Origin of the sequence: Pandoraea sp. LA3 (assembly GCF_022696215.1) — a bacterium.
GTDB lineage: Bacteria > Pseudomonadota > Gammaproteobacteria > Burkholderiales > Burkholderiaceae > Pandoraea > Pandoraea capi.
The window spans coordinates 62,496-85,619 of sequence record NZ_PTPY01000041.1; the positions used below are offsets into that span (position 1 = coordinate 62,496).

The following is a 23,124-nucleotide window of genomic DNA, read 5'->3' on the forward strand; positions in this document are numbered from 1 at the left end:
ACCTAAAATGAGCGCATTGCAATTAAAGATATTTTATTGCAATTTTTTCTCGCCTATCCTTGATTACAACAAATCGCCAGACGGGCGTCTGGCATGGCAACACCGCTCGTTGCGTACAGTCATAGCAGACGGCGAGGCACGCAGCGGGGCAGTCGAATCGATGCATTCAGGAGCAGGCAGGCAATGAACGACGCAGTCACGCAAGAGACCCTGTTGAACCGGTTGCAGGACGCGCTGGGCGCGGACGCCGTGCTCACGAGCGAGCCCGACACCGCCGGTTACACGGAAGACTGGCGCGGGCGCTACCGGGGCGAAGCCCTGTGCGTGGTGCTGCCGTCGTCGACCGGGCAGGTCAGCGACATTGTGAAGCTGTGCGCGGCTGCCGGGGTGCCGATCCTCCCACAGGGTGGTAATACGAGCCTGTGCGGCGGCGCGGTGCCGGCGACCGGCGGCCCGGCCCCTGTGATCCTGAATCTGGCGCGCATGCGTCATATCCGTCAGATCGACGCGGCCAACGGTTCGATGGTCGTCGAAGCTGGGTGCATTCTGAAAACCGTGCAGGATGCGGCGGCCGACGTCGGGCGTCTCTACCCGGTCAGCCTCGGCGCCGAGGGGTCGTGCCAGATCGGCGGCACGCTCTCGACCAATGCGGGCGGCACGAGCGTGCTGCGCTATGGCAACACTCGCGAGAACGTGCTGGGTCTCGAAGTCGTGCTGGCCGACGGCACGGTTTGGGACGGTCTGCGCGCGCTGCGCAAGGACAACACCGGCATCGATCTCAAGCATCTGTTCATCGGCGCAGAGGGCACGCTGGGCATCATCACGGCGGCGGCGCTCAAGCTGCACCCGCTGCCCACGCATCACGCGCTTGCCTGGTTCGCCCCGCGCGATCCGGCTGCCGCGCAGCAGATTCTCGGCATGTTCCAGAACGCCTGCGGCTCGCGTCTGTCCGCGTTCGAAATCATGAATCGTCACCAGCTGGATCTGGTGCTGGCGAACGTGCCGAATCGCCGCAATCCGCTCACCGGCGCGCATGCCTGGCACGTGCTTGTCGAACTGGGCGACACGCGCGACGCTGAAGGGCTCGAAGCGGTACTGACCGAAACGTTGGGCGACGCCATCGAGAAGGGCCTGGTGGAAGACGCCGTCATTGCCGCGAACGAAACGCAGCGCGCCGACCTGTGGGAAGTGCGTCACAGCGTGAGCGAGGCGAACAAGAAGGCCGCCATCGGCCTCACGACCGACTGCGCCGTGCCGGTGTCGAGCGTTCCCGAATTCATCGAAGCGTCCACGCGTGCGGTGCATGCCATCGTGCCGGGGTTGGACATCGCCATCGTCGGCCATATGGGCGACGGCAACGTGCACTTCATTCCGATGTTCTCGTTCGCCGCGTGGGCGGCGCTCGCCGACAGCGCGACCATGGGCGACACGATGCGCGCCTGCGTGAACGACGTTGCGGCGCGTCTGTCGGGCACGTTCAGCGCGGAACACGGCGTCGGCCAGACGGGCCTGCCGCTGATGCAGCGCTACAAGGCGCCGGCGGAGCTTGCCCTGATGCGCACGGTGAAGGCCGCGCTCGATCCGAACCAGCTGCTCAACCCGGGGCGCCTCGTTCCCTGAGCGGCCGGCACATCCACGACATTTTCGTTTTTCACGTTTTGCTGTTTGTTTTGCCATAACTGCGCGCGCGGCGGCTGTGCCGAAATCGCGTCCGTCGCCGCGCCCACCCTCCCAGTCAAGACCGGAGACCATGATGAAACGCAAGACCTCCGCAAGCCCGCTCGATTCCGTAGACAACAACGCAGCGTCGCTCGCACAACCGGGCCGTCGCACGGCCATGAAGACGGCGCTCGTCGGCGCGGCTGCCGTTGCCTTCCCGTTCGTGTGGACGCCCTCGCGCGCGGCATCCAAGCGCATCGTCGTGCGTGACGACGGCGGCATCTACACGAAGGCGTACGACGCCGTGTACTACAAGCCGTTCGCCAAGGCGACGGGCATCGAAGTTGTCGGTGTGCAGGCGAACGCCGAGCCGACCGCGCAGATCAAGAGCATGGTTGAAGCCGGCAGCTACACGTGGGACATGGCGAAGATCAGCCAGCCCGCGATCCTGTTGCTGACCAGCGGGGGCAAGGAGTATCTGGAGCGTCACGGTCTCGAGTCGGACCCGACCATCGCCAAGATCCCGAAGCAGTACATGTCGCCGTTCGGCGTGGGGACCAACGTCTACTCGACGGTACTGGCCTATCGCACCGACGCGTTCAAGGGCCGCAAGGCGCCGACGTCGTGGGCCGACCTGTGGAACGTGAAGGACTTCCCGGGCCGCCGCTCGATTCGCAAGTATCCGTTCGACACCATCGAGCAGGCGCTGCTCGCCGACGGCGTTGCGCCGGGCTCGGTGTATCCGTGCGACTTCGATCGCGCGTTCAAGAGCCTGGACAAGATCGCCAAGCAGGTCGCCGTGTGGTGGACGACTGGCGCACAGGTCGAGCAGATGCTCGGCTCGGGCGAAGTGGACATGGTCGCCACGTGGGCCTCGCGTGCGCAGTCGGCACAGGCCAACGGCGTGCCGGTCGAGATCGTCTGGAACCAGAACATCTGGGGTGTCGATAACTGGTCGATTCTCAAGGGCACGCCGAACGTGGCCGCTTGCCGCGAGTTCATCAAGTTCGCGAGCGATCCGAAGCGTCAGGCGGAACTGGTCAAGTACTTCCCCGCCGGCATGACGCAGCCCGAAGCGTTCAACTTCGTGAAGCCGGAGATCGCGAAGAACTGCCCGACCTTCCCGGACAACATGAAGAGCGGCGTGCATATCAACGCCCAGTTCTGGCAGCAGAACCAGAGCGTTGCGCTCGAACGTTTCAACCGCTGGATCCTGACCTGATCCTCACCTGCCGTTCCGTTTCATGTTTTTTGGGGTGCTGATCTCATGACCGTTGCCAATCTTCAAGTCTCGGGCCTGTCCAAACGCTACGGCGATTTCGTAGCGCTGGCGCCGACCGATCTCGATGTCGCCCAGGGCGAATTCCTGACCTTGCTCGGCCCTAGCGGCTCGGGCAAGACCACGTTGCTCTCGCTCATCGCCGGTCTGTCGCAGCCCGATGCGGGCGCCATCCGCATCAATGGGGCCGATGTCACGTACGGTGCGCCGTACGAGCGCGACATCGGCATGGTGTTCCAGAACTACGCGCTGTTCCCCCACATGACGGTGGCGGAAAACATCGCGTTCCCGTTGCAGATGCGTCGCGTTGATGCCGCCGAGGCTCGCAAGATGGTCATGAACGCGCTGGAAATGGTGCATCTGCCGCACGTGGCAGAGCGCTATCCGCGCGAACTCTCGGGTGGTCAGCAGCAACGTATTGCGCTGGCGCGCTGCATGGTTTACCGGCCGTCGATCATTCTGATGGACGAGCCGCTGGGCGCGCTCGACAAGAAGCTGCGCGATCACATGCAGCTCGAAATCAAGCGCATCCACCGAGAGCTCGGCACCACCATCGTGTATGTCACGCACGATCAGGAAGAAGCGATGACGATGTCCGATCGCATCTGCCTGATGAACGCCGGCGAGATCGCGCAACTGGGCACGCCGGACGATCTGTATTTCCGTCCGAAGAGCGTGTTCGTTGCCGACTTCCTCGGTGAATCCAACCTGCTCGACGCCACGGTGCTCGAGCGGGCGGGCGATCAGGTGCGTGTGGCGATGCCGGGTGTGGACGCCGCCGGTGGTGCCGGCGCGATGGTCTACGACGCGCAGATCGAGCGCGGCCGTCCGGTCAAGCTCATGCTGCGTCCGCAGAACCTGCACATTCACGACGGTCGTTCGGGCGCCGACGGCGTGGCCACGATTTCGGCGAAGCTCACCGACATCATGGTCACCGGCGGTATGACGAAGCTGTATCTGCAATCGGCGGTGACGGGCGGCGACGCGAGCAAGTCGCTCGTGGCGGCCTTCCCCACGCATCGCCAGGGTAGCCGTTACGAAATCGGTCAGACGCTGGGCCTCGCCTGGCACGCCGACGACGCCGTGGCGATCGCGGGGTAAGTCATGAGTGCTTCCGCCGTGGTTCGCCCTTCGTCCTCCCAACCCTCGCAACCGGTGCCGCCGACGCCGCGCCGCTCGCCGTGGCGTGCGCGCCTGCGCCCGCTGTTCATGGCCGCGCCCATCGTCATCCTCCTGGCGGTGATGCTGATCTACCCGGTCGGCCAGTTGCTGCTGCTGAGCATTCGCGGCGAGAGCGGTTTCACCTTCGCCGAGTACCAGCGGCTGTTCGCCTCGTCGGTGTATGTCGAGGTGCTGCTCATTACCCTGAAGGTCTCGTTGTACACGACCTTCTTCGCGGTGCTCACGGGTTATCCGATTGCCTACCGGCTCTCCACGCTCACCGGTGCGCGCAAGCAGCGTCTGCTGTTCTGGCTGCTGCTCTCGTTCTGGACGAGCTTCCTCGTGCGTACGTTCGCATGGGTGGTGCTGCTCGGCCGTAACGGGGTCGTCAACCGCACGCTGCTCGATCTCGGTCTGATCGATCAGCCACTCTCGCTGCTCTACAGCTTCCCGGCCGTCGTGCTGGGGATGGTGCATGCGCTCATGCCGCTGGCGGTGCTCACGATGCTCTCCGTCATGGAGAACATCGACCGTCGTCTGCCGAGCGCAGCCTCGACGCTCGGCGCGCGTCCCGGTACGGTCTTCTGGCGCGTGTACTTCCCGTTGTCGCTGCCGGGCGTGGCGGCCGGTGCGCTGATGGTGTTCGTCACCGCGATCGGCTTCTTCATTACGCCGACGCTGCTCGGCGGACGTCACGAAACCATGATCACGCAGCTCATCATCGATCAGGTGATGCAGGCGCTGAACTGGGGCTTTGCCGGTGCGATTTCCGTGTTGCTGCTTGCCGTGGTGCTGGTGGTGTTCTTCGTCTACGATCGCATGGTCGGCCTCTCGACGATGGCTGGCGGCGCGGGCGACGCGAAGACAGGCAAGCGTCGTGGCGGCTGGAGCCGTTCGCTCGGCGAGAAGGTGCTCGCCACGCTCGGCAGCGCCACTGATCTGCTGCTGCGTGTGTTGCCGCGTCACAAGGGTGAGCAGGGCGACGGACCGTTGCTGCGCGTGGTCGTCTTCCTGCTGGTCGTGTTCCTCGCCGCGCCCGCGTTGCTGATGATTCCGATGTCGTTCGATTCGGCGTCGGGGCTGGCGTGGCCGCCCAAGGGCTTCTCGCTCCAGTGGTACCAGCAGATCTGGGATTCGCCGCTGTGGATGCAGGCCGTCACGCGTTCGATGCTTGTGGGCATCGGCGCGGGGCTGCTGTCGATGCTCATCGGCACACCGGCTGCGTTCCTGCTGGTGCGCGGCGGCATGCGCGGCAAGTCGGCAATGCTCGCCTTCGTGCTCGCCCCCATCGTGGTGCCGCGCATGATCCTGGCCGTGGGCGTGTTCTATTTCTTCGCCAAGGTCGGGCTGGTCGGCTCCAGCGTCGGACTGACGCTCGCACACACCGTCGTGGCCGTGCCCTATGTCGTCATCACGATGATGGCGGTGCTGCGCAACTACGACACGCGCCTCGATCTGGCGGCGTACAGCCTCGGTGCGCGTCCGTGGGCGACGCTGCGTCGTGTGACGTTCCCGATTCTCGGCGCCGGTCTGCTCTCGTCGTTCCTGTTCGCGTTCGCCACGTCGTTCGACGAACTGACGATTGCCCTGTTCACGTCGGGCGGCTTGTCGACCACGTTGCCCAAGCAATTCTGGGACGAAATCACGATGCAGATCTCGCCGGTGATCGCCGCGGTCTCCACGTGTCTGTTCCTTTTCATCGCCGCACTCATCTGGGTGGCCGAGCGTCTGCGCCGTCGCAGCCTGGCTACCTGAACCAATGCGGTCTCCGATTTCCACGAACTCACGATTCACGGACGTTTAACTCATGCTTCGCTCAGAACAACTCAAGGGCATTTTCCCGGCGATCCCCACGCCGGTGAACGCCGACGACACGATTCACACCGACGCCGCTCGTGCGCTCATGCGCTACTTGCTGGCGCAGGGCATCGACGGCGTGGTGCCGCTGGGCGGCACTGGTGAGTACGGCGCGCTCTCGCGTGCCGAGCGGGTGCGCATGGCCGAACTCACGGCGCAGGAAGTCAAGGCGCACGGCCGCGACGTGCCGGTCATCGCCGGCGTGCTCGACCCGGGGTATCACGACGCCATCGAGGCCGGTCGCGACTTCGCCGCGGCCGGTGCCGACGGGCTGCTGGTGCTCACGCCGTACTACACGAACCCGACGCAAGCCGGTATCCGCGACTATTTCCTGCGTTACGCCGACGAGTCGCCGCTGCCGATCCTCATCTACGAAATTCCGTATCGCACGCGTATCGCGATCGCCCCGGAAGTGCTGCACGAGCTGTCGCGCCACGAGAACATCATCGGCATGAAGGCGTGCAACACCGACATGTGGCATTTCCTTCGCACGGTGGCGGGGGTCGACGAGTCGTTTGCGGTGCTGAGCGGGGAAGACACGCTGTTCCCGTTGCATATCGCGGCCGGCGCACGTGGCGGGATCGTGGTGACAGCGTCGTTGCTGCCCACGGCATGGCAACGCATCTTCACGCTGGCGTCGGAAGGCAAGACGGCCGACGCGCTGGAACTGCACCGCTCGCTGATTCCGCTGATGAATCTCGCGTTCGCCGAGACGAACCCGGGCCCGATGAAGTCGGTGATGGATCTGATCGGCGTGAACGCCCCGGCGATGCTCGCCCCGCTGGTGCCGCCGGCACCGGCGCTGTCGGCCGAGTTGCGCGAGGAACTGAAGCGTCAGTTGGCGATTTTCGAAGGACGTTGATCAGGTTGGTGACGTTGGTGTGACGTCGATGCTGTTCGGGCGGCGGCGCGTTGCGCCATCGCCCGAAGGCGGTGTCGACGTTTAGCGTCGGAACGTCGACAGTCGCGACTTCGAGATCGAGGTGGCGGCCACCTGAATGTGCGGGGCGAGTTCGGCTTCCGCGCGCTCACGCGTCCAGCGTGAGGTCGGCACCGAGATGTTGATGGCAGCCACGGCATGACCGTCGTGATCGGTGATGGGCGCGGCAACCGAAATGTCGCCCATCACGGTCTCGTTCTCGACGATGGCGTAGCCGCGACGCGCGGTCATCTGAATCCGTTCGAGCAGCTTCTTTTCGTCGATCAGCGTGTACGGCGTCATGGGTTCGAGTGCCGTGCCCGACAGGATTTCGCGCACGCGCGTATCCGGCAGGCGCGACAGGATCGCAATGCCCGAGGCGGTGAACATGGCGGGCAGGCGTGCGCCCACCACGATGTCGATGTTCACGAGATGCTGACCGGGAAAGCGCGCGACGAACACGATCTCGTGGCCGTCGAGTTCCTGGAGGTTGGTCGTCTCGCCCACACGGCGGCTGATGTCGAGCAGATACGGCGAAGCTTTGTCGACCAGCTCGTTCGCGCGGATGTAGTTGTACGAGAACTGCAACACCTTTGTCGTCAGCCCGTAGGTGCGCGTTTCCGGCACCCGGAAGAGATAGCCGAGCGCTTCGAGCGTATGCACGAGCCGTTGGGTCGCACTGCGGTCGAGGTCGGCCGCTTTCGCGATGTCACCGAGCGTCATGTAGCGCGCTGGGCCGTCGAAGGCGTGCAGCACCTGAAACGTCTTTTCCGTCGAGCCGACGAAAAGCGACGAACGCGAGGGGGACGGCGCCGTCGCAGACGCTGCGGAAGCAGGGCTGGCGGAGTCGGCGGAAGTGTCGTGCGTCGAGCGCGACGACCCGGCGGGTGAGCGCGGCATGGGGTGTGCGAGTGTGTTCGGATTGTAATGATTGTGATTGTAATGCAATTGTTTGTGCCCAAGTAGCGAACTTTCCCTGACGGCAGGGCTGACGGCGAAAGCCCATGGACGCGATTGGGAACATGAGGACAGGGGGAGCAATGCACGCGTTTTCCTGCGTGGAGGATTACCGTCTGGCGGCGCGCCGCCGTCTGACGAAGCTGGCGTTCGATTATCTGGAAGGCGGGGCAGAGGACGGCGACGCCCTGCGCCGCAATCGCGAGGCGTTCGGGCAATGGGGATTTGCGCCGCGCGTGATGCAGGACATCTCGCAAACGACGAGTCAGACGACCTTCTGGGGGCGTGAAGCCGCCGCCCCGATGGTCGTCGGCCCCACGGGCCTTAACGGCCTGTTCTGGCCGCGTGCCGACGAGTTGCTGGCACGCGCGGCGGCCGACGCCGGTCTGCCGTTCGTGCTCTCGACGGCCTCCACCTCCTTGCTCGAAGACGTGCGCGCTGCCGTGCCGGACGGCGAGTTGTGGCTGCAACTGTATGTGCAGCAGGACCGGCGCATTGCCGAGAGCATGATGCGCCGGGCGCGCGAGGCGGGCTTTCGCACCTTGATGCTGACCGTCGACACGCCGGTCCACGGCAAACGAGATCACGACACGCGCAACGGCTTCAGGCTGCCGTTGCGCTTCACGCCGCGACTGGTGGCCGATTGCATGCGGCATCCGCACTGGAGCTGGCAGATGCTCGTGGGCGGTGCGCCGCAACTGCGCAATATCGCGAAGAGCGTGGGCGAGCGGGCCGATCTGGCGCGTCACGCGGCGATGCTCAGCCGGCAGATGGACCTGTCGCTCAGCTGGGACGACCTCGCCTGGGTGCGGCGTCACTGGCCCGGTGAAGTGCTCGTCAAAGGCATTCTGACGGTCGACGACGCGCGTCAGGCGCAGGTCCATGGCGCAGACGGCATCGTCGTCTCCAATCATGGCGGACGCCAGTTGGGCAGCACGCTCGCACCGGTCGAGGCGTTGCCGATGATCGTGGATGCCGTGAACGCGGGCGGACGGACCTTGTCCGTCTTCCTCGACGGCGGCGTGCGGCGCGGTGGCGACGTCGCCAAGGCCGTGGCGCTCGGCGCGAAGGGGGTGCTGCTCGGGCGCGCGCCGTTATACGGCGTGGCCGCACGCGGCGGGCAGGGTGTCGCGGGCGTGCTCGAATTACTGCTGGGCGAGTTGCGCACCACGCTGCAACTGCTCGGGTGCGCCAGCGTGGACGACCTCACGCCGCAGCGGCTGGCAAAGCTGCCGTCGCTGTGATGGGACGGGCAAATCGGTCAAACCCGCTATAATGTTCCGCGCCCGATTGCCGTCGGGCGGCGGCGTCTTCGGCGGGTTCATTTCGGATTCATTTCTGACTAATACCGACGTATGACGGTTCGCGCTGCACGACGGCACGCCCTCTTTCATACACAGGAATGCCATCATGAGCTTCAATAACGTGCCCGCCGGTAAGGACCTTCCCAACGATTTCAACGTCATCATCGAGATCCCGGCGCAAAGCGATCCGGTGAAGTACGAGGCTGACAAGGAACTCGGCCTGCTGGTGGTTGACCGCTTCATCGGCACGGGCATGCGCTACCCGGCCAACTACGGTTTCATCCCGCAAACGCTGTCGGGCGACGGCGACCCCGTCGACGCGCTGGTCATCACGCCGTTCCCGCTGCTCGCCGGCGCTGTCGTGCGCTGCCGCGCCCTCGGCCTGCTCAACATGACCGACGAGTCGGGCGTGGACGCCAAGCTGGTCGTCGTGCCGGTCGACAAGATCTGCCCGATGACGGCACACATGAAGTCGATCGACGACGTGCCGGAGTACCTCAAGGACCAGATCAAGCACTTCTTCGAGAACTACAAGGCGCTCGAGAAGGGCAAGTGGGTGAAGATCGATGGCTGGAAAGGCATCGAAGCCGCCCACAAGGAAATTCTCGACGGTGTCGCTAACGCCAATAAGTAAGCGATTTACCGTTCGATTTTCCGTTGTCTCCGACGTCGCTCGTCGGCGTCAGAAGAACCCGGCCGCTGCGCCGGGTTTTTTTATGGTTTGTGATCGGGGCCGACGTCGCTCCGAGGGAAATCCCACGCGTCAGGTGCCGTCAGGAGCGGCGCTTGAACGGCGTGTGCGCCTCCAGCTCCACGATGTGCTCGTCCATGGCGGCCGTTTCCCGATCGAGAAAATCGCCGATGGCCTGCGCAAAGCGGTCGTCGGCAATCCAGTGCGCGGACCAGGTGGGCGTCGGCAGCAGCCCGCGCGACATCTTGTGGATGCCCTGCGCGCCACCCTCGAACGCGTCGAGCCCATGGGCGATGCAGTATTCGATGCCTTGCATGTAGCACGTCTCGAAATGCAGCCCGGACACGAACTTTCGGGTCCCCCAGTAGCGTCCGTACATGACACCGTCGCTCACGACATTCAGCGCGCATGCCAGGCGCTCGCCTTCGGCCTGCGCGATGACGAGCAGCAGCGCATCGGGCATGTCGCGATGCACCTGAGCGAAGAAGTCGCGCGTCAGGTACGGCGGATTCCAATGTTCACGGTACGTGTTCTCGTAGCAGCCGTAGAAGAAGTCGAGTGCTGCGTCGTCGATCTCGGCGCCACGCAGCCAGGCGAACGTCACGCCTGCATCGCTCACGTGACGGCGGTCCTGCCGGATCTTCTTGCGCTTTTGCTGGTTCATCGACGCCAGAAAGCTATCGAAATCGGCGTAACCGTCGTTCTTCCAGTGGAACTGCACCCCTTCACGCTGCATGTAGCCCGCGTCGGACATGGCCGCCAGATCGTCCGGCTCCGAGAACAGTACGTGCAGCGAAGAGACGTCGGCCTGACGCGCGAACTGGATAGCCCCGCGCGCGAGCAGTACACGGTCGTCGTGCGTTCGGGCCAGCAGCCGGGGGCCCGTGACCGGCGTGAAGGGCACTGCGCCCAGAAGCTTCGGGTAGTAGCGCAGACCGTGACGCTCGAAAGCGTCTGCCCAGACATGGTCGAAGACGTATTCCCCCCGTGAGTGACTTTTCAGATAGAGGGGCATCGCGCCGACGAGCGCACCCTCGCGGTGCATCAGCAGGAAACGGGGCTGCCATCCGGTCCTGGCACACGCGCATTCCGACGCATGCAATGCCGAGAAATACGCGTGCTGAACGAAGGGATTGCTGCCGGCAAGGGCGTTCCAGTCTGCGGCCGGTACGTCTGCGATGGAATCGACTACGTGGATTTCGACGCTCGAAGTCACGCTTCGGAGAACCTTTGTGAAGTTTTCAGGGGCAAGGCACGGTGGCCCGAACGAGCATTCTGCTACAAATCCCGGCCGAATGCTGCCATCAGGGCCATGCCGGGTGTGCATGCAGGGCCTCGGCGGGAGCGTTGTTGCCCCAAGGGGCAATCCGGTTGCCCCATTTACGGATTGTTTGCGGTTCGCGACGAAAACATGATGTACCTGCCGATATGGCGACATCGTTCGTCCAAAATCCTCTGGAGGCAGTAATGATTTCACTGCGGATGTCAACGCGAAACACAGGCGGGGAGGCACGGTTCCCGGGGAGGCTGGCGATCGTGGCGCTGGCAATGGTCGCGATCGCCGCGCTGGCCGGGTGCGACAAGGCGGACGACAAGCCGTCGCCATCGGCAGCGTCGCCGTCGGCTACCGCGCCTGCGACGACACCGGCCCCGTCGGCGGCCACCGATACCTCGGGCGCATCTACCACGAACACGGCACCTGCGCAGCCGCCGGTGCAGTCGTACATGCCTGCGCCCGCCGGCACGGCGTCGGACGGCGCTGCTGCCGCCCCGGCCACGACCGCGAGCAACAACGGGGCGAAGCCGAACATTCTCGTGATCTTCGGCGACGACATCGGCCAGACGAACATCAGCGCATACAGCATGGGCCTGGTCGGCTATCGCACACCGAACATCGACCGCATTGCGCGTGAAGGGATGATGTTCACCGACTACTACGCCGAGAACAGTTGCACGGCGGGGCGCTCGTCGTTCATCACCGGACAATCGCCGCTGCGTACCGGGCTGTCGAAAGTCGGTGTCCCGGGCGCAGCGGTCGGATTGCAGGCGCGCGACGTGACCCTCGCCCAAGTGCTCAAGTCGATGGGATATTCGACTGGCCAGTTCGGCAAGAACCACCTTGGCGATCGCGACGAATACCTGCCGACCAAACACGGCTTCGACGAGTTCTTCGGCAACCTGTACCATCTGAACGCCGAAGAGGAGCCGCAGCGTCCGTACTGGCCGAAGGACAAGAATGACCCGCTCGTCAAACAGATGACCCCGCGCGGCGTGCTGCACTCGACTGCGGACGGCAAGATCGAAGATACCGGGCCGCTCACGACCAAGCGCATGGAGACAATCGACGACGAGACGACGGCCGCTGCGCAGAACTTCATCACCAAGCAGGTGCAGGCGAACAAGCCGTTCTTCGTCTGGATGAACACCACGCGCATGCACATGTACACGCACGTGCGCGATTCGATGAAAGGGCAAAGCGGTATGCCGGGCAACGAGTATGCCGACGGGATGGTCGAGCACGACGGCGACATCGGCAAGTTGCTCAAGACGCTCGACGATCTGAAGATTGCCGATAACACCATCGTCGTCTACACGACCGACAACGGCCCGAATCAGTTCTCCTGGCCCGATGCGGCAACGACCCCGTTCCGCAGCGAAAAGGACTCGAACTGGGAGGGCGCGTTCCGGGTGCCGGCCATCGTGAGGTGGCCTGGCAGGATCAAGCCGGGGACGGTCAGCAATGAAATGTTCTCGGGGATGGACTGGTTCCCGACGCTGGTCGCGGCCGCGGGCGATACGGGCATCAAGGACAAGTTGCTCAAGGGAGCATCGGTGGGCAGCCAATCGTTCAAGGTGCATCTGGACGGTTACAACCAACTGCCGTACCTGACCGGCCAGACCAACAAGGGCGCGCGCAACGAGTTCTACTACTTCAACGACGACGGTGTGCTGGTGGCGTCGCGCTTCGACAACTGGAAGATCGTCTACTGCGAGATGAAGGCGCCCGGCGGGTTCGCTGTCTGGCGCGAACCGTTCGTCTGCCTGCGTGTGCCGAAGATATTCAACCTGCGCATGGACCCCTACGAACGCGCGGACATCGTCTCCAACCAGTACAACGACTGGCTCACGAAGAACGATTACATGGCGTTCCTCGGTACCGCCAAGGCCAGCGCGTTCCTTCAGACGTTCGTCGAGTATCCGCCGAGCCAGCGTCCGGCAAGCTTCAGCATCGATCAGGTGCGCGAGCAGGTGGACAAGCAGATCGAAGCGGCGATGAACAAGAAGGCGCAGAAGTAAGCGGCATGTGTTGCGCCAGTCGCACTTTGTAGTCGCGCACAGGTGACCGGCAGCGCCGGTCGCCTGTGCCTGGCCGGGAGGGCAGAGATGAGCCGTCACGACGACATGCTGGCGCTCAGTCGCGCGATGAGCGAGGCCATCGTGGGACAGGAGGCGATGATCGAACGGTTGTTGCTCGGCTTGCTCGCCAATGGGCATTTGCTGGTCGAGGGACTGCCGGGACTCGCCAAGACGCGGGCGATCAAAGTGCTGGCGCGTCATCTCGAAGCCAGGCTATCGAGAATCCAGTTCACACCGGACCTGCTGCCGTCGGACATCACCGGCTCCGAGGTCTATTTCTCCGAAGGCGGCAAGGGCGAATTCCGCTTTCAGCCCGGTCCCATCTTCGCCAATCTCGTACTCGCCGACGAAGTCAACCGTTCGCCCGCCAAGGTGCAGGCCGCGCTGCTCGAAGCGATGGAGGAGCGGCAAGTGACCGTGGGCGGTGAAACGCACAAGCTCGACCCGCTCTTTCTCGTCATGGCCACGCAGAACCCCATCGAGCAAGAGGGTACCTATGCGTTGCCCGAAGCGCAGATGGATCGTTTCCTGATGCACGTGAGCGTCGACTATCCGCAAGCGGACGCCGAGCGGGAGATCGTGCGACTCGCGCGCGCCGAAGAAGGGCAGACCCCGGCGTCAGGCACTGTCCTGCGGTTATCGCAGGACGTGATCCTCGGCGCTCGCACCGAAGTGCATGCCGTGCATGTGAGCGAGCCGGTCGAGCAATACATCGTAGCGCTCGTGCAGGCCACGCGCACCCCGGCCAGGGTGGACGACGACCTCGGGCGCTGGATTCAGGTCGGTGTGAGTCCGCGCGGTTCCATTGGGCTGGACAAGGTGGCGAGGGCGCAGGCCTGGCTTCGCGGGCGTGACTTCGTCACTCCCGATGATGTGCAGGCCGTGGTGCACGATGTCTTCCGGCATCGGGTGATCCTCTCGTACGAGGCGCACGCCGCAGGCGTCAGCGCGGATGCCGCCATCGATCGTCTCGTCGAGCGCGTGGCGCTCGCCTGACGCGCCTCGCCGATATGCTTCGCGCGCTGGCTCAACGATTTCGTCAGTGGGGGCAACGCCCCGGCGAAAGCGCACCCGCATCGCCGCCCGCGCCTGCCTTCGACAACCTCGCGCCCGGTCCATCCGCCGTACCGGGAGTGAGCGTCGACATTGCGCACCTGAACGCGTTGGAAGGCGCAGCGCGCGACTTCCATTTTCATCCCGGGCAGCCGGTCCATAGCGTGCTCGCGGGGCGACACGGGTCTCGCGTGCGCGGGCGAGGGCTGGCCTTCGAGGAGTTGCGTCAGTACGTGGCGGGCGACGATATCCGCAGCATGGACTGGCGCGTGACGGCGCGCACCGGCAAACCCTACGTGCGGGTCTATACCGAGGAGAAGGACCGGCCGGTACTGCTGGTCGTCGATCAGCGCATCAACATGTTCTTCGGCAGCCGTCGCGCGATGAAGTCGGTGACGGCCGCCGAAGCGGCGGCGCTCGCGGCATGGCGAGTGCTGGCCGACGGGGACCGCGTCGGCGGCATTGTTTTCAACGACACCGCGATGGATACCTTTGCGCCGAAGCGCAGTCGGGCGGCCGTCGAACAGTTCCTGGGCGGCGTGGTCCGGCGCAACGCACAGTTGCCGGCCGACGTGAGCGCCGGGCGCGTGCCAGCGCAACTGAATCTGGCGCTGGAGCGATGTGCCCGCATGGCGACGCACGACTGTCTGGTCGTCGTCATCAGCGACTTCGACGGCCATGACAAGACCACGCGGCAATGGTTGCTGGGCATCGCGTCGCGTAACGACGTACTCACGGTACTGGTGCACGATCCGTTCCTCAGTGCCCTTCCGCAATCGGGCAGTCTCGTCGTGAGCGATGGCGAATTGCAGGTCGAACTCAGCTTCGGCGACATGTCGATGCGCCGTAGCATTGCCGAGTTTTTCACCGGGCACGGCAAGCATCTCGTCGACTGGCATCAGGCCATTGGTGTCCCCATGTTTCCGCTCTCCGCGGCCGAAGAGACGGCGGGGCAGATCCGGCGATTCCTCGGCGGTGCACAGACCGATGGGCGCGCGCACCGCCGTGCGAGAGGCGGGGTGGGGCGATGACGCTTTCGACTGTGGCGTCGTCGGTTCCCGCATCGGCTGCGTCATCGATGACTACCGGCGCATCGAAACCCGTGGCCGATATGCCGACGTTGCGCTCGCTGGCGGATATCGCTGTGCCGACACCGCCGTCGTGGACACCGCAAACCATTGGTTGGCCCATTCTGGCGGCTCTGATCGCGATAGGGCTGATCGGATTCGGTTGGCGGGCGTGGCGCCGGTACCGGGCCAATCGGTATCGACGCGAAGCCCTGGCGCAGTTGCGTGAGTGGGCGGCGGTGCTCCGTGTCCCCGGCGCGCGCGACACCGATCGCGCACACGCATTACGTCAGATCGCGGAACTGCTCAAGCGCGTTGCCCTGAGCGCCTGGCCACGTCATCGTGTGGCGAGTCTGAGTGGCGACGACTGGGCGGTGTTGCTGCGGGAAAGTCTCGATGGCACAGGCGCGCAGGCGGAGGCGCTCGATGCGCTGTCTGCGCTGGTCGCGCACGCGGAGTATCAGTCGGACGCATCGTTAAGCCACCGATGGGAGGTGCGGGATACGCGAGATGAGCAGGGCACGCAGGGTAAGCAGGGCGAGCAGGATAGGCAGGACACGAGCGGTGTCGAAGCGCTGTTGGGGGCCTGCCGTGTCTGGATCGAGCGCCATCATGTTCCAGTTTGACTATCCGTGGTGTTTCGCGCTGCTGCCGCTCCCCCTCTTGCTATGGTGGCTATTGCCGCCGTACCGGGAGGAGAGTCCGTCGGTGCGTTTGCCGTTTTTCGGGGACGTGGCGAGCGCGGCTGGATTGCAGCCGGCGGCGGGGGCTGTCGTGCCGAGACGCAACTGGGTGCAGCATGTGCTCGCTCCCATCGCGTGGACGCTGCTGATTGCAGCACTGGCGCGTCCGCAGATGCTCGAAGCACCCATCGAGAAAGTGCAGCCGACGCGCGACATCCTGCTCGCGCTGGATCTGTCGCAATCGATGGATACGCCCGATTTCCCGGATCACACCGGCACGCGTATCCCGCGTGTTCAGGCGGTGAGAGCCGTCGTCGGCGATTTCGTAACGCAGCGACCAGACGATCGCATCGGCCTCGTGATTTTCGGCGACGCCGCCTATCCGCTTGCGCCATTCACACTCGATCACGTGCTGATTCACACGTTGCTTGACGACATGCTGCCCGGCATGGCCGGCAACAGTACCGCGCTGGGCGACGCGATCGGTCTGGGCGCGAAGATGTTCGAGCGCAGTGAGGCGCCGCAGAAGGTGATGATCGTGCTGACCGACGGTAACGACACCGCCAGTCGCCTGCCACCGGCGTTGGCGGCTGGCGTGGCGCACGACAGCGGGGTGATCGTCCACACCGTCGGTATCGGCGATCCGGCGGCGCAGGGCGAGGTGCGCGTGGATCTCGATGCCTTGCAGCGCATCGCGACGCGCACGGGCGGGCGCTACTTCTTCGGTGAGGATCAAACGGCGCTCAAGTCGATTTACGACACACTCGACCGGATCACGCCGCATGATCACAAGACGCTGTCGTGGCGTCCGCGCCGCGAGCTGTTCGTGTGGCCGCTCGGGGCGGCGTTGCTGATCGTGCTGCTCTACGAGATTGTGCTGGCGGGTTACGCGACCTATGTCAATCGCAAAACCGTCGTGCCCGGGTTGGACGAACCGTCCGGCGCGCGCGAGTCGGCAGCGGCAGCCGTTCGTGAGGCGGGGGGCGTGCGATGACCGGCCTCGCGCACTTTCATTTCCTGCGTCCGCTCTGGTTGTGTCTGTTGCCGGCCGCTTTCGCCATCGTGTGGGCCGTGCAGCGTCAGACGGATGTGCGTCGGCGCTGGCGCAACGCGATCGCACCGCATCTGCTCGATGCGCTGGTCATTGAGTCGCAGCGACAGGGGCGGCTGCGGCCGGTGCATCTGATCGCGCTCGTGTTCGTGCTTGGGGGAATCGGCATGGCGGGGCCGTCATGGAAGCGGGAGTTGCCGCCATTTCTGGACGACAAGGCACCGCTGGCAATCGCCATCGACCTGTCCCCGACGATGGATGCGGTCGACGTGACGCCGACCCGGCTGGAGCGCGCCAAGCTCAAGGTCAAGGCGCTGCTTGCCCGTCGCGAAGGCGCACGCACGGCGCTCTACGCCTACTCCGGCTCTGCGCATCGGGTGCTACCGCTGACCGACGACAGCGCCTTGCTGGGTACCTATGTCGACGCGTTACAGACAACCATCATGCCGGTGCCGGGGCGCGACATGCAGCAAGTCCTGCGGGTGGTTGAGAACGATCTGCGGCGTGAGCCGGTGCCGGGCACGATCCTCTTCATGACGGATGGCGTCGATGAGGTCGCTGCGCAGGCGTTTCGTGCGTCCAGAGGCACCCATGTGGGCACAGGCGCGGGCAGTCAATCTGTTGTACTGGCCATCGGCACGCCACAGGGCGGGCCGCTGCACCCGCCCGGCATGCCGGACGGCAGCTATGTGGAGCGTGATGGCGCACGTGTCTTCGCGCGTCTGGACGAACGTGCGCTCAAACGCTTTGCCGACGACAGTGGCGTACCCGTGGCGACGTTTACGGCCGATGGCGACGACGACATCGACTGGGTGCTGCGTCACGTGCAGTCCCATCTGGAGCAGATGCAGACGGGGGCGGCCGCGCGTTGGCGCGACGAAGGCTGGTGGCTGACGATACCGCTGGTCGCGCTCGCGGCGCTCTGGTTTCGCAAAGGCTGGTCGGTGCGCTGGATCATCGGCCTGTTGCTGGCGCTGTCGTTACCGACGCCCGCGCCGCCGGTCACCGCACAGACGCTCGTGCGTGCGGTGTCCGCCGCGTCATCCGCATCGTCATCTGCATCGTCAGCGGAAGGTGACGCGACGCAAGCCCCTCGCCGCTGGCGATTCGTCGACCTGTGGCTCACGCGCGATCAGCAGGGGCGGCTTGCGTTCGAGCGCGGGGATTTTGCCGAAGCGGCCGAGCGGTTCGACGATCCGATGTGGCGCGGCGTGGCGCAATATCGCGCCGGGCAATACGCCCAGGCGGCGCAGAGTTTCGCGCTCGTCGACTCGCCGCAGAGCGATTTCGATCAGGGCAATGCCTTGGCGCGTCAGGGCGACTACAAGGGGGCGCAGGCTCGGTATCGGGCGGCGCTCAGGCGCAAGCCGGACTGGCCCGCCGCACAGGCGAATCTCACGCTGATGGGGCGATTGATCGCGGCATTGCCGAAGCACGACAAGCCGTCGGCCGATGACGACGAGGTGGCGCCTGACGTCGCCCCCGACGAGATTCGCTACGACGCCCGGAAGCCGCAAGCGCCGCAAGGCGAGAAGGAGCGCGCCATGAAACCGGGGCCATCGCAGGATACGCAGATGTGGATGCGTACCCTTCAGACGACCCCGACGGCGCTGTTACAGCGCGAGTTTGCGCTTGAGCAAGGGCGCCGGGGAGGGCCAGCGCCATGACATGCCGAGTGAGGGTGGCATCGCGCTGGTCAGGCGTCTTGCTGGCCGATGACCGTTATGAGGGCAGCGGGGGGAGCCGCGTCATGCGGCGGGCCGCGTGCGCGGCAGGCACTGGTGGGTGGCGTTGGCTGGCCGGCATTGTCGTGCTGCTCGCCGTCCTGACAGGCGCGGCGACGGCGGCCGAGCCGCTGGCGCGCGTCGAGTTGAGCACGCCGCCACCGATTCGCCCCGGGCAGCAGGTCACCGTGACCGTCACGGTGCTCGTACCGAATTTCTTCATGGCAGCGCCTGACTTCCCGCTGTTTCAGGTCCCGGGTGCGGTCGTGACGATGCCGGACGCACGCGCACTCAATGCGACGGAGACCATCGATGGCACCACGTATGCCGCCATCGGCAGGACGTATGCGTTCGTCGCCAGCGAGGATGGCGATTTTGTGTTGCCGACGGTCGCTATCGAGGTGACGTACGCCGCAGACGACGGTACGCCGCAACATGCAAAAGTGCCGCTGCCCGCGACGCGCATTCGGGTCGGGGCCGGTGGTACCCCGATGCTTGCGTCGTCGGGGACGCATGCCGGTGCACAGGGACTGCTGCCGGTTGCCAGGCTGACTGTCGCACAGTCGCTCACACCGGCGGCGGCGCAGGGCAGCGTGGCGCTGCGTGCCGGCGACACGCTGGTCCGCACGGTCACCACGTTCGCGCCGGCGACACAGGCCATGCGAATTCAGCCGCCGAAGGCTGAGGCGCTGCGCGGCGTCCGGATATTCGCCGCAGATCCTAAGCTCACCGACGGGGTATCACCCAACGTCGGCGACCCCGTGCCGGGTGGACAGCGTGTCGACACGTTCTCGTACGTCTTCGAGCGCCGTGGCACCTACACACTTGCGGCCATCACGCTCGACTGGATCGATCCGGTGTCCGGACAACGTATGCACTCGGAAGCCCCGGCGGTCCGTGTGGTCGTCGCGGCCGCTGCGCCGGCGAGCGGCATGGCCCCTGCCGGGGGCGGATGGCTGGCGCATGGCGCCGACGGGCGCGTCGGCGTTGTGCTGGAAGGTGTTGCGATTCTCGCGCTGCTGAGCGTCGTGGCGTACACCGTCTGGCGTGCTCGCGGACCCTGGCGGGCGCTGCGTCAACGATACGCTGCGTGGCGGACGCGTCCTGCGCAGCAGGCCCGGGCGCTGCGCGCAGAGGTCATGCGTGCCTGTCGGGCATCGGACCCGGAGGCCGCCCATCGTGGCTATCGTGCGTATTGTGCGTATCGTGCGTATTGTGCCGCCGACCGATGGAGTCGCTACGTTGTCGGGATGAGCCTGCCTGCGTGGGCTCGCGCGACGCGCGACGTCCCGCTGACGGACAGCGTCACCGCACTGGAGTGGCGGCTGTTCAGCGGGCGGTTCGGAGATCCGGCGTCGGGGTCTGCCGAAGGGACATGGGACGGCAAGCCCCTGGCGGAGGCGTTCGCCCGGTGCGCTCGGGCGGAGGAGGGCGTTTGGGCGAGACATGGTGCGCAGCGCCTGTCGACACGCCCGGGCGGCACCGATTCGGCCCTCTCGCCGTTGAATCCGTTCTGAACCGGCGGGCGCAAGCGGCGCATGACGGTGGCCGTTCGGCGTCCGAGCCATGCGTTGGGGCGGGACGGTGTCCTTCCGTCCGGAACCGGACGCGCCCCGGCACGCCGGGGGCTCGCGTAATATACTGGCGATTCTCTCGTCCCTCACGTTCTGCACGTCGTACAGATCCGCCGCTCGCGCCGGACGCCGACGCCGTGGCACACGGGCGATGCCTGGTAGCCGTCGACATGACCAACCGATTCCTCAATCTCTACAATCACGATTTCGCGCGTGTGGCCGTCGGTGTGCCGCAATGCCGCGTCGCCGATCCCGCTTTCAACGCTGCGCAGACGATTGCACTGGCCCGACAGGCCGATGCCGAAGGCGCCGTGCTCGTTGCCTTCCCCGAATTGGGGATCCCCGCCTATAGCTGCGAAGACCTGTTCCAGCAACGCGCGCTGCAAGATGCCTGCGACGCCGCGCTGGCCGAGATCGTGGCCGCGAGCCGCCAGCTCGGGGCGGCGCTGATCGTCGGCATGCCGGTGCGCGTGCAGCAGCGATTGTTCAATTGCGCGGTCGTTGTGGCGCGTGGCCGTATTCACGGCGTCGTGCCCAAGACTTATCTGCCGAACTACAGCGAGTTCTACGAAGCGCGTCAGTTCAATGCGGCGGACGACGCGGGCGTCGATACCGTGTCGCTGCTGGGCGAAGACGTGCCGTTCGGTTCGCTGATCTTCGAAGCGGCCGATCAGCCGCTGCTGCGCTTTCACTGCGAGATTTGCGAGGACGTGTGGGTGCCGGTGCCGCCGTCGTCCTTCGCGGCGCTGGCCGGGGCGACGGTGCTCGTCAATCTCTCGGCCTCGAACGTGGTCGTCGGCAAGTCGGCCTATCGCCATCAACTGGTCGGTCAGCAGTCGGCGCGCTGCCTCGCGGCGTATCTGTACACGTCCGCCGGGCAGGGCGAGTCGACCACCGATCTCGCGTGGGACGGACAGGCCCTCATCTATGAGAACGGCGACATGCTCGCCGAGTCCGAGCGTTTCGCCAGCGAGTCGCATCTGATTTTCGCGGACGTCGATCTGGAACGGCTCGCCCGCGAGCGCATGCACCAGACGACGTTCGGCGTGTCGGTGCGCCGTCATGCCGACGAGGTGGCCCGCTTTCGCACGATCAAGGTGGATGTCACGCTGCCGCGCGACACGGAACTGCCGCTCGCGCGCGCCATCGGCCGATTCCCGTATGTGCCGTCCGACGCGCAGCGCCGTGACGAGCGTTGCCACGAGGTCTACAACATCCAGGTGCAGGCGCTGATGCAGCGTCTGGCGTCGTCGAAGATTCAGAAGGTCGTGATCGGCGTGTCCGGCGGGCTGGACTCGACGCACGCGCTGCTCGTCTGCGCGAAGGTCATGGATCGGCTCGGATTGCCACGCACGAATATTCTGGCGTACACGATGCCGGGATTCGCCACCAGTGAGCGCACGCTGCGTCAGGCGCGTGAGCTGATGGAGGTCGTGGGCTGCACGGCGCGCGAGATCGATATTCGTCCGAGCTGCATGCAGATGCTGAAGGACCTCGATCATCCGTTCGCGAAGGGCGAGGAAGTCTACGACGTCACGTTCGAGAACGTGCAGGCGGGCGAGCGGACCAATCACCTGTTCCGACTGGCGAATCATCTCGGGGCCATCGTGATCGGCACCGGCGATCTGAGCGAACTGGCGCTGGGCTGGTGCACGTACGGCGTGGGCGATCACATGTCGCACTACAACGTGAACGCCAGCGTGCCCAAGACGCTCATCATGCACCTCGTGCGCTGGGTGGCCGAGACGGGGCAACTGGGCGGTGGGGCGTCGGCGAAGGCCGCCAAGGCAGGCAAGGATAGCGCTGCGCGTCGCAACGTCCTCATCGATATTCTCGAGACGGAAATCAGCCCCGAACTCGTACCCGGCAAGGCCAACGGCGCGCCTGAGCAGCGCACCGAGCATTTCATCGGGCCGTACGAATTGCAGGACTTCAACCTCTACTACACGCTGCGCTTCGGCTACGCGCCGCGCAAGGTGGCGTTCCTGTCGTGGAGCGCGTGGCACGATGCCTCTCGAGGGCGTTGGCCGGACGAGGGGCATCAGGCGCACAACGCCTACGATCTGGTGGCGATCAAGCGCAATCTGCGCATCTTCCTGGATCGGTTCTTCCGCACCAGCCAGTTCAAGCGTTCGTGCATTCCGAACGCGCCGAAGGTCGGCACGGGCGGCTCGCTCTCGCCGCGCGGCGACTGGCGTGCGCCGAGCGATTCGGAGTCGGTGGTGTGGCTCGCGGATCTGGACACCGTGCCGGACGATCCACACGCGTGAGCCCTTGTGGGACGCTCGCACGCGCTGTCATCGGCGTGCCGTCCCCGGACCGGTACAATAGCCCGGCGAATTCTCAGAACAATCCAACCAAGATATCGAGGCGACAATGAAACGCGTAACTGCCATCATCAAACCCTTCAAGCTCGACGAAGTCCGTGAAGCGCTGGCCGAAGTCGGCGTCACGGGCCTTACGGTCACGGAAGTGAAGGGTTTCGGCCGTCAGAAGGGGCACACCGAGCTGTATCGTGGCGCGGAATACGTCGTCGACTTCCTGCCGAAGATCAAGATCGAAGTCGTGGTGAGCGCAGCGCAGGCCGAACAGGTCATCGACGCCGTCTTGGGCGCAGCTCGCACCGGCAAGATCGGCGACGGCAAGATTTTCGTCACCGACGTCGAGCGCGTGATCCGCATCCGTACGGGCGAAGAGGGCGAGCAGGCGGTCTGATCGCGGCACGCGACGCGCCGGGGATGTGCCGGGGCGCTGTGGGCGGAGCAGGACAAGGTACGACAACGAAGGG

The 23,124-nt window shown here is 65.2% G+C and carries 18 protein-coding genes; 16 read left to right on the forward strand and 2 right to left on the reverse strand.

Going from position 1 to position 23,124, the window contains the following annotated elements; translation table 11 throughout:
- The first annotated feature begins 183 nt into the window (after window positions 1–183).
- From C5N93_RS26800 to dapA, 5 genes are all read left to right on the forward strand, one after another.
- Window positions 184–1,620, forward strand: a complete 1,437-nt coding sequence (locus tag C5N93_RS26800; protein WP_242561655.1) for an FAD-binding oxidoreductase — start codon at window positions 184–186, stop codon at window positions 1,618–1,620.
- A gap of 217 nt (window positions 1,621–1,837) precedes the next feature.
- On the forward strand, window positions 1,838–2,881 hold the full coding sequence (locus tag C5N93_RS26805; protein WP_242561880.1) for an ABC transporter substrate-binding protein: 1,044 nt from the start codon (window positions 1,838–1,840) through the stop codon (window positions 2,879–2,881).
- A gap of 45 nt (window positions 2,882–2,926) precedes the next feature.
- Complete coding sequence (locus C5N93_RS26810) at window positions 2,927–4,039, forward strand: ABC transporter ATP-binding protein (protein ID WP_242561656.1); 1,113 nt, start codon at window positions 2,927–2,929, stop codon at window positions 4,037–4,039.
- A gap of 108 nt (window positions 4,040–4,147) precedes the next feature.
- The gene (locus C5N93_RS26815) at window positions 4,148–5,854 is read left to right on the forward strand and encodes an ABC transporter permease subunit (RefSeq protein WP_242561881.1); all 1,707 of its coding nucleotides are present in this window, start codon (window positions 4,148–4,150) and stop codon (window positions 5,852–5,854) included.
- A 52-nt stretch (window positions 5,855–5,906) separates the two neighbouring features.
- Window positions 5,907–6,818 (forward strand): 4-hydroxy-tetrahydrodipicolinate synthase, encoded by a 912-nt coding sequence (gene dapA / locus C5N93_RS26820; RefSeq protein ID WP_069342598.1) that lies wholly within the window; start codon window positions 5,907–5,909, stop codon window positions 6,816–6,818.
- An 81-nt stretch (window positions 6,819–6,899) separates the two neighbouring features.
- Here dapA and C5N93_RS26825 read toward each other — a convergent pair whose 3' ends face one another.
- Window positions 6,900–7,775 carry an IclR family transcriptional regulator C-terminal domain-containing protein gene (locus C5N93_RS26825; protein WP_069342626.1) on the reverse strand — a complete coding sequence of 292 codons (876 nt, stop codon included), beginning with the start codon at window positions 7,773–7,775 and terminating at the stop codon, window positions 6,900–6,902.
- A gap of 140 nt (window positions 7,776–7,915) precedes the next feature.
- Between C5N93_RS26825 and C5N93_RS26830 the strand changes: the two genes are divergently transcribed.
- Window positions 7,916–9,076, forward strand: coding sequence for an alpha-hydroxy acid oxidase (locus C5N93_RS26830; RefSeq protein WP_242561657.1), 1,161 nt, complete (start codon window positions 7,916–7,918; stop codon window positions 9,074–9,076).
- Window positions 9,077–9,242: 166 nt separating this feature from the next.
- Window positions 9,243–9,770, forward strand: a complete 528-nt coding sequence (gene ppa / locus C5N93_RS26835; protein ID WP_242561658.1) for an inorganic diphosphatase — start codon at window positions 9,243–9,245, stop codon at window positions 9,768–9,770.
- A gap of 139 nt (window positions 9,771–9,909) precedes the next feature.
- Here ppa and C5N93_RS26840 read toward each other — a convergent pair whose 3' ends face one another.
- Window positions 9,910–11,043: a GNAT family N-acetyltransferase gene (locus tag C5N93_RS26840; RefSeq protein WP_242561659.1), complete on the reverse strand. Its 1,134-nt coding sequence runs from the start codon at window positions 11,041–11,043 to the stop codon at window positions 9,910–9,912.
- A 266-nt stretch (window positions 11,044–11,309) separates the two neighbouring features.
- Here C5N93_RS26840 and C5N93_RS26845 point away from each other — a divergent pair, with 266 nt between their 5' ends.
- From C5N93_RS26845 to C5N93_RS26885, 9 genes are all read left to right on the forward strand, one after another.
- Entirely contained in the window at window positions 11,310–13,124 is a 1,815-nt protein-coding gene (locus tag C5N93_RS26845) for an arylsulfatase (RefSeq protein WP_242561660.1), read from the forward strand.
- A gap of 87 nt (window positions 13,125–13,211) precedes the next feature.
- Window positions 13,212–14,180 (forward strand): MoxR family ATPase, encoded by a 969-nt coding sequence (locus tag C5N93_RS26850; RefSeq protein ID WP_242561661.1) that lies wholly within the window; start codon window positions 13,212–13,214, stop codon window positions 14,178–14,180.
- 14 nt (window positions 14,181–14,194) lie between these two features.
- Complete coding sequence (locus tag C5N93_RS26855; protein WP_242561662.1) at window positions 14,195–15,268, forward strand: DUF58 domain-containing protein; 1,074 nt, start codon at window positions 14,195–14,197, stop codon at window positions 15,266–15,268.
- A complete protein-coding gene (locus C5N93_RS26860) occupies window positions 15,265–15,930 on the forward strand; it encodes a DUF4381 domain-containing protein (RefSeq protein WP_242561663.1) in 666 nt (221 codons plus the stop codon). The genes C5N93_RS26855 and C5N93_RS26860 overlap by 4 nt, the downstream gene beginning before the upstream one ends.
- Window positions 15,917–16,981, forward strand: coding sequence for a VWA domain-containing protein (locus C5N93_RS26865; RefSeq protein ID WP_242561664.1), 1,065 nt, complete (start codon window positions 15,917–15,919; stop codon window positions 16,979–16,981). The genes C5N93_RS26860 and C5N93_RS26865 overlap by 14 nt, the downstream gene beginning before the upstream one ends.
- On the forward strand, window positions 16,978–18,705 hold the full coding sequence (locus tag C5N93_RS26870; protein WP_242561665.1) for a VWA domain-containing protein: 1,728 nt from the start codon (window positions 16,978–16,980) through the stop codon (window positions 18,703–18,705). Before C5N93_RS26865 ends, C5N93_RS26870 begins: the two co-directional genes overlap by 4 nt.
- Window positions 18,706–18,788: 83 nt before the next feature.
- Window positions 18,789–20,279, forward strand: a complete 1,491-nt coding sequence (locus tag C5N93_RS26875) for a hypothetical protein (protein WP_242561666.1) — start codon at window positions 18,789–18,791, stop codon at window positions 20,277–20,279.
- A 227-nt stretch (window positions 20,280–20,506) separates the two neighbouring features.
- Window positions 20,507–22,606 (forward strand): NAD(+) synthase, encoded by a 2,100-nt coding sequence (locus tag C5N93_RS26880; RefSeq protein ID WP_242561667.1) that lies wholly within the window; start codon window positions 20,507–20,509, stop codon window positions 22,604–22,606.
- Window positions 22,607–22,712: 106 nt separating this feature from the next.
- Complete coding sequence (locus tag C5N93_RS26885; protein WP_010805431.1) at window positions 22,713–23,051, forward strand: P-II family nitrogen regulator; 339 nt, start codon at window positions 22,713–22,715, stop codon at window positions 23,049–23,051.
- Window positions 23,052–23,124: the final 73 nt, after the last annotated feature.